Origin of the sequence: Cloacibacterium sp. Arc13, assembly GCF_041431305.1 — a bacterium.
In the GTDB taxonomy this organism is placed as follows: Bacteria; Bacteroidota; Bacteroidia; order Flavobacteriales; family Weeksellaceae; genus Cloacibacterium; species Cloacibacterium caeni_B.
Genome location: NZ_JASMRM010000001.1, coordinates 402,776 through 410,538 on the forward strand (window position 1 = coordinate 402,776; position 7,763 = coordinate 410,538).

Here is a 7,763-nt window from a genome sequence, read left to right on the forward strand (position 1 = left end):
ATAAAAAAAATAATTTGGCTTAATAGCCTAAAAGCAATTTACAATCAATGCCAAAAATTAGATTAAATAAAGCGGTAAAGGAATTTAATATCTCGATGTCTAGATTAGTAGAATTTCTACAATCAAGAGGCTTCGAAGTAGAAAGCAATCCAAACGCTCAATTAGAAGAAGCGGCATATGCAGCATTAGAAGCGGAGTTTGCTAGAGATAGCGAACAGCGTAAAGCTTCTCATGAGGTAGTAATTTCTAAGGTTCCAGAAGAAAAATTAGAAATTGAACCTAAAAAACCAGAAGTGATCAAAGCGAAAGCTCCATCTATCGGTGAAGCTAGAGTTTTGGGTAAAATAGAATTAGAAAAACCTAAGGCAGAAGTTCCTGCTGTAGAGCCAGTAATCGCTCCAGAGGAACCGAAAAAGGAAGAAATTAAAAAAGAAGAGCCTAAAAAAGAGGAACCTGTGGAACTTAAAGTTTTGGATAAAATTGATTTAAGTAAAATAGAATCTAATAAACCAAAACCTTCTCCTAAAAAAGAAGAAAAACCTAAACAAGAGGCTCCAAAATTTGAGAAAAAAGAACTTCCAAAGCCAGAAGTGAAAAAAGAGCAACCTAAAGCTCCAGTAAAAGAAGAAACCACCTCTGTGAAATTTGATGAGCCTGAAAAAATTAAAACGGTTTATCAAAAACTAGATGGACCAAAAATTGTCTCTACAGAAAAAATAGACCTTTCTCAGTTCCAAACGAGACCTTCTAAACCAGACCCAAATAAGAAGAAACAGAGAAAGAGGATTAATAATGGTCCGGCTCCTACACAAGGTCAAAATCAACAAGGCCAAGGTGGTAACAACCAACAAGGAGGTGATAAAAAACCTTTTAACAGAGATAATAACAATCGTCCGAACCAAGGTGGAGGAAACAACAACCAAGGTGGTGCGAACAGAAACAGACCTCATAGCCCTAATTATAAAGGAGGAGGTGCTCATAAAGGCAGAGAAAAAGTAATGCCTGTAGAACTTTCTGATGAGCAAATTAAAAACCAAATCAAAGAAACTTTAGAAAAACTTACCAATAAAGGAGGTAAATCTAAAGGTTCTAAATATAGAAAAGAAAAGAGAACCTACCGTAGAGAGCAGGATGAATTGCAGCAAGAGCTAGAAGCAGCGGACAGAACACTTCGTGTTACTGAATTTATCACTGTTTCAGAGTTGGCATCTTTAATGGATGTAAGTGCTACAGAAGTAATTTCTGCATGTTTCTCTTTAGGGGTAATGGTTACCATGAACCAAAGATTAGAAGCAGATACACTTACTTTAGTGGCTGATGAATTTGGTTACAAAATAGAATTTGCAGATGCAGATTTAGAAGCAGAATCTGAAGAAGAAGTTCAAGATACTGAAGAAGATTTATTACCAAGAGCTCCTATTGTTACGGTAATGGGACATGTAGACCACGGTAAAACTTCATTATTAGACTACATCAGAAAAACCAATGTAATTGCTGGTGAATCTGGAGGTATTACACAGCATATCGGTGCATACAATGTGAAATTAGAAAACGGTCAAAGAATTACGTTCTTAGATACCCCTGGTCACGAAGCCTTTACCGCGATGAGAGCAAGAGGTGCACAAGTTACCGACATCGTAATTATTGTAGTAGCTGCGGATGATGATGTAATGCCGCAAACCAAAGAAGCGATTGCTCACGCACAAGCGGCAGGTGTTCCTATGATTATTGCCATCAATAAAGTAGATAAACCAAACGCTAATCCAGACAATATTCGTCAACAACTTTCAGGAATGAATATTCTAGTAGAAGAATGGGGAGGAAATGTACAAGCACAAGAAATCTCTGCGAAATTTGGTAATAATGTAGACTTATTATTAGAAAAAGTATTGCTTCAAGCAGAAATGCTAGAACTGAAAGCTAATCCTAATAAACTTGCAACTGGTGCAATCATTGAAGCATCTTTAGATAAAGGAAGAGGTTATGTTTCTACCGTATTGGTACAAGCTGGTACGCTTAGAGTAGGAGATTATGTAGTAGCGGGTAAAAACCATGGTAAGATTAAAGCTATGCTAGATGAAAGAGGAAGACAGCTTACTGAAGCTGGTCCTTCTATTCCTGTAACGATTCTAGGTTTAGATGGAGCGCCAACTGCTGGTGATAAATTTAAAGTTTACGAAGACGAAAGAGAAGCAAAATCTATAGCAAATAAGCGTGAACAATTACAGAGAGAACAAACCATCAGAACTAAGAAACATCTTACTTTAGATGAATTAGGAAGAAGAATTGCTCTAGGTGATTTCAAAGAATTGAACATTATCCTAAAAGGAGACGTGGATGGTTCTGTAGAAGCGCTTTCTGATCAGTTACAAAGACTTTCTACAGCTGAAATCAGCGTGAATATTATTCACAAAGGTGTTGGTCAAATCACTGAGTCAGACGTATTATTAGCTGCAGCATCAGATGCTATTATGATAGGATTTAATGTAAGAGCTGGTGCTAATGCAAAAGAACTGGCAGACAGAGAAGAAATAGAAATCAGAACTTATTCTATCATCTATGCAGCAATAGACGATGTAAAAGAAGCGATGGAAGGTATGCTTTCTCCAGAAATCAGAGAACAAGTAATAGGAAATGTAGAAATTAGAGAAACGTTCAAGATTTCTAAAGTGGGTACTATTGCAGGTTGTATGGTTCTAAACGGAAAAGTAACCCGTAATTCTAAAATTAGACTTCTCCGCGATGGAATTGTAAAATTCGATGGTGAATTAGAATCTCTAAAACGTTTCAAAGATGATGTAAAAGAAGTGACCAAGGGTTATGAATGTGGTCTTAACATTAAAGGCTATAATGACATAGAGGTAGGTGATATCTTAGAAGTCTATGAAGAAATAGAAGTAAAGAAAAAACTTAAATAGTTTATTTACAAATAGCAAATCCCGAGTAAAATCGGGATTTTTTTATTGCACTTCTATTATTTATATTAATTCTAAATAAAATTTATTTTTATATTTTTTTTTGAAAAAAATAACATTTGAAAAACTATAAATTTAAGAATCATTAATTATATAAAAATTTAATGAACAGTTTTTAATAAAGATGTTAATTTGTACTCTAAATAGTTAAAATTTAAACAATTTATTTAAAATAAAATTTGGCTATGTTAAAATTTATTAACATTTTTGTCTATTAAAATATTAAATATTGTTAATATGAATGTAAAATTAAAAGTGTTAACAGCTGGTGTGCTTTTTTTTATGGGTGGACAATTTGTTCAGGCCCAACAGAAAAAAGACGAGGCAAAAGAAAAAGAAATTGAAGAAGTAGTAATGGTGGGTTATGGTACTCAGAAAAAATCTGATGTAACTTCTTCAGTTGCTACTGTAAAAGGTGATGCCATTGCTAACCTTAATACTCCAACATTTGAAGCTCAGTTAGCGGGGCGATCTTCTGGGGTACAAGTTGTAAATAACTCTGGTGAAATTGGTAGAGCGCCTACAGTAAGAATTAGAGGGATTAACTCTATTTCATCAGGAACTGCTCCACTTTATGTAGTAGATGGTGTTCCAATTTTTTCTGGAGATACAGGAGGTGGAAATACTGCTGCAAATGCATTAGGAGACATTAACCCTGCAGATATTGAAACCATGACCGTCTTAAAAGATGGTGCAGCTACTGCAATTTATGGTTCAAGAGCAGCAAATGGTGTAATATTAATTACAACAAAAAAAGGAAAATCGGGAAGATTTTCTGTAACTTACAACAATCAGTTTAGTATTGCGAATGTTGTTAAAAAGTTTGATTTACTAGAAACTCCTGATTTTATAACTATTTCAAATGAGAAGGCTGCGGCAGTAAATTCAATTTGGGCAAGAGGTACAGACTTCAATACAGATTGGCAAGATGCAGTTCTTAGAACAGGAACGCAAACTGACCATTTTCTTTCTATGACTGGAGGTTTAGGTAATGGTAATTATTATGCTTCTTTTGGTTATACAAATCAAGAGGGTGTTATTAAGCCAAATGGTATGGAAAGAATATCAGTAAGAATGAATGCTGATCAAAAAGTAACCAATTGGTTAAAACTAACCTCTAGCTTGTCTTACTCTGAAACGCAATATAAGGGTTTAAATAATGGGTATAACTCTATCTCAGGTGCAATGTTTAGTGCAGTGAGACAATTACCGAATACACCTATCTATGATCCTTCTACTCCTACTGGATATAATATTTTTACTTCTGGGACCACGAGTATGGTGGGGCAATGGGATAACTACATTCCTATTACAAGTAGCTTGACCAATATTGCTTATATTGTTAATAATAATAAGTATCAATCAGATTTGTCAAGATTTATTGGAAGTATAGCTGCTGATGTTAAAATTACGGATTGGGCAAATTACAAATTGCAAGTAAGTAAAGATAGATCTGTAACTACAGGTTTCTTATATTGGAATAGAGTTCATGGAGATGGATTTTCAAGAGGAGGTTATATTGATAACAATTATTTAAATCTTGACAGATGGAATATCCAAAATATTTTAGATTTGAAAAAGTCTTTTCAAGATCATAATTTTAATTTAGTCTTGGTTAATGAATTCCAAAAACAGAAATCTAATTATTTCTTTGGTCAAGGACAAGGTCTTTCGAGTGATTATTTTGGAGAAGTAGGATTGATTTCAGGATCTTATACTACTCAGTACTCAGGAGGTTCTAATTCGGAGAATGGATTAATTTCTTATGCGGCAAGATTAAGCTATAACTATGATAATAAATACTTTATTCAAGGGACTATAAGAAGAGATGGTTTATCAGCATTGCCAACTGCAAATAAATGGGGTAATTTCCCTGGTTTATCTTTAGGTTGGACGGTTTCTAATGAGAATTTCTTAAAAGGAAACAAGGTGTTATCTGAATTAAAACTTAGAGCTTCATATGGTAAAGTAGGGAATACAGATATAGGAAATTATCCTTATTTAGGTCTTTATGGTCCATTTAAGTATGCAGATTACACAGGTATAGCATATTCACAAGCTGGTAACGATCAGTTAAAATGGGAAACGAATGTTAAGAAAAATATTGGAGCAGACTTTGGTTTTGCAAACAATAGATTGACTTTTAGTGCAGATTATTTTATTAATCAAAATGATGGATTAATCTTGGCTGTTCCTGTTCCACCTTCACTAGGGGTTCCAAATAACTCTATCAATAAAAACATTGGTAGTATGGAGAATAAAGGTTTTGAATTCTCTTTAGGTGCTGATCTTGTTAAAAATGAAAACTTTACATGGAATGTAAATGGTAACCTTACATTGATGGATAATAAAGTTCTAGCTTTGGTTGGAGGAAATGATATATATCCGTCGCAGAATGGGCAAACAGCTTATTTAATCAGAGAAGGAGAGTCTTTAAGATCATTGTATGGTTTTAAATACTGGGGAGTAAATATGGCAAATGGTAACCCTGTTTATTATAAAGCGGATGGTAGTTTAGTTCAAGGAAATTTAAATAATAGTACATATTACGTTTTTGATCCATCTAATCCTTCAGTTCTTGGAGCTCAATCTACTTTGAGTAATGCAGATAGACAAATCTTAGGGAATACATTACCTACTTATTTTGGAGCATTAAATACCAATATGAAATATAAAAATTTCGACTTTGGTGTAATGGCAAGATTCAGTGGAGGTAATAAAATATTTAACGTTACAAGAAGAGAATTACTGAACCAAGATTTTTATAACAACGGTACAGAAATCCTTGGAAGATGGCAGAGTGTGAGTGATCCAGGAGATGGATGGACTCCTAGACTTTATGGGACAAAAGGAAGTTTTGTAAATTTGGAAGGGGTTGCAAACTCTAGATTTGTAGAAAAAGGAGATTTTCTTAAAGTTGATAATATTACTTTAGGATATTCATTTGATAAATCAGTGATTGAAAAAGTAAGCTTATCTAAGTTTAGAGTTTATGCAGTATTGCAAAATGCAATTATGTTTACAAAATATACTGGTATAGATCCTGAAATGGAAAGTACAGGTATGGACTATAATTCTGTGCCGAGACAAATGACATTTTCAATGGGTATAAATGCAACCTTTTAAAATTTAAAAAAAATGAAATTAGTAGAATTTAATACAATTAAGAAATATGTCTTTGGTTCATTATTAGCATCGTTGCTATTTGTTTCATGTACCGAAGAAAATGTTATAGAATTAGAGCCATATAACCAAATCAGTGAAAATGTAGCATTTGATTCTAAGGAAAATATTATTTTATCTGTTAATGGTATGTATCAGGCTGCGCAAGTAGGTCAATATAATGGTGCGGGAAGAGGTTATCCTTTTGGAGCTGCTTATTTTCAGCAAAATGATATGAGGGGAGAAGACATGGTAAATACAGCAGCGTTCTATGCGATTACTTATGCTAATACTTGGGATCCTTCAGGAGCATTGAATACCGTTTATTACTGGATAGATACTTATAGATTAGTTAACAGAGCTAATCTTGTAATTGAGGGTGTTACAAAAGCAATCGAAAAAGGTGTTATTTCAGAAGCGGAAGGAAAAGATTTTATTGGGCAAGCTATGTTTTTTAGAGCTTTCAGTCACTATGAGTTATTGAATTTTTTTGCTCGTCCCTATAAATTTACTTCAGATGCGTCTCATTTAGGCGTTCCTTACAGATTAAAACCAAGTAATTCTGTGGCAACAATCGATGAGAATATAAAATTAGGAAGAGGAACAGTAGCGCAAAACTATGCTCAAGTACTTTCAGACTTGGATACAGCAGAGAATTACATGACTTCTAAAACTACAAGGTCAACAAAGAATGGAATCGTATATGCCTCAAAAGAAGCTGCAATTGCTTTAAAAACAAGAGTGTATTTAAGTAAAGGAGATTTCCCTAAAGTAATTACAGAAGCAGATAAATTGAATGGTAAGTATGCTTTGACATCAGATCCAAATGCACCGTTTGCAAATAACTATGGAAACTCAGAGAGTATATTCTCTTTAGAAAATTCTGCTACTAATAATCCTGGGGTTAATGGAGCATTAGCGTCTCAATATAATGGTAGAAGATTAATTGCTATTAGCCCAGTAATTTGGAATGAAGGTAGTTGGTTAGCTACAGATAAGAGAAGAGGGGCTTCTATGGTTCTTAGTGTGTCAGGTGTTTTATTTTCAAATAAATATAAAGATACTTCCACTCTTACAGATGCTTCGCCACTTTTAAGATATGCAGAAGTACTATTAAATAGAGCTGAAGCTAAGGCTAGATTAAATGATCCAACCTATTTGGCAGATTTAAATGCTGTAAGAAATAGATCTTTAGCTAGTCCAGCTACTGAACAATACACTGCTTTTGCAACAAGAGTAGATGCTGTAAAAGCAATTCTTTTAGAAAGAAGAATAGAGTTTTTAGCAGAGGGCTTAAGATGGAACACAATTCATAGACTTCAGCACGATGATGTAGCGCCAATGAGCGGTATTCCTCAAAAATATAAAAATGGAGCGAATCCCGTTGCTTCAGATTATAAAATAGGAATTCCTTATGTGTTTAAAACAGGTGATGTTCCTGGTTTAGCATATTCAGATTATAGATTTGTTTGGCCTATTCCTACATTAGAGACCAGTGCAAACCCTACACTTGCGGCTCAGCAAAATCCAGGTTGGTAATAAATAATTTTGACTAGTCCTAAAAAACCGATACAGATTATAGGACAAAAATAAATAATTAAACCAAAGTAAAAACGTTTTTGCTTT

At 33.9% G+C, this 7,763-nt stretch carries 3 protein-coding genes; all 3 read left to right on the forward strand.

Annotated features, from left to right (window positions below; all coding sequences use genetic code 11):
- Positions 1–47: 47 nt before the first annotated feature.
- The 3 genes from infB (at position 48) to QO190_RS01935 (ending at position 7,676) form a co-directional block, all read left to right on the forward strand.
- Positions 48–2,918: a translation initiation factor IF-2 gene (gene infB, locus QO190_RS01925; protein ID WP_371461059.1), complete on the forward strand. Its 2,871-nt coding sequence runs from the start codon at positions 48–50 to the stop codon at positions 2,916–2,918.
- Positions 2,919–3,212: 294 nt separating this feature from the next.
- Positions 3,213–6,101, forward strand: coding sequence for a SusC/RagA family TonB-linked outer membrane protein (locus tag QO190_RS01930; RefSeq protein ID WP_371461060.1), 2,889 nt, complete (start codon positions 3,213–3,215; stop codon positions 6,099–6,101).
- Between the two features lie 12 nt (positions 6,102–6,113).
- Positions 6,114–7,676, forward strand: a complete 1,563-nt coding sequence (locus QO190_RS01935; protein ID WP_371461061.1) for a RagB/SusD family nutrient uptake outer membrane protein — start codon at positions 6,114–6,116, stop codon at positions 7,674–7,676.
- Positions 7,677–7,763: the final 87 nt, after the last annotated feature.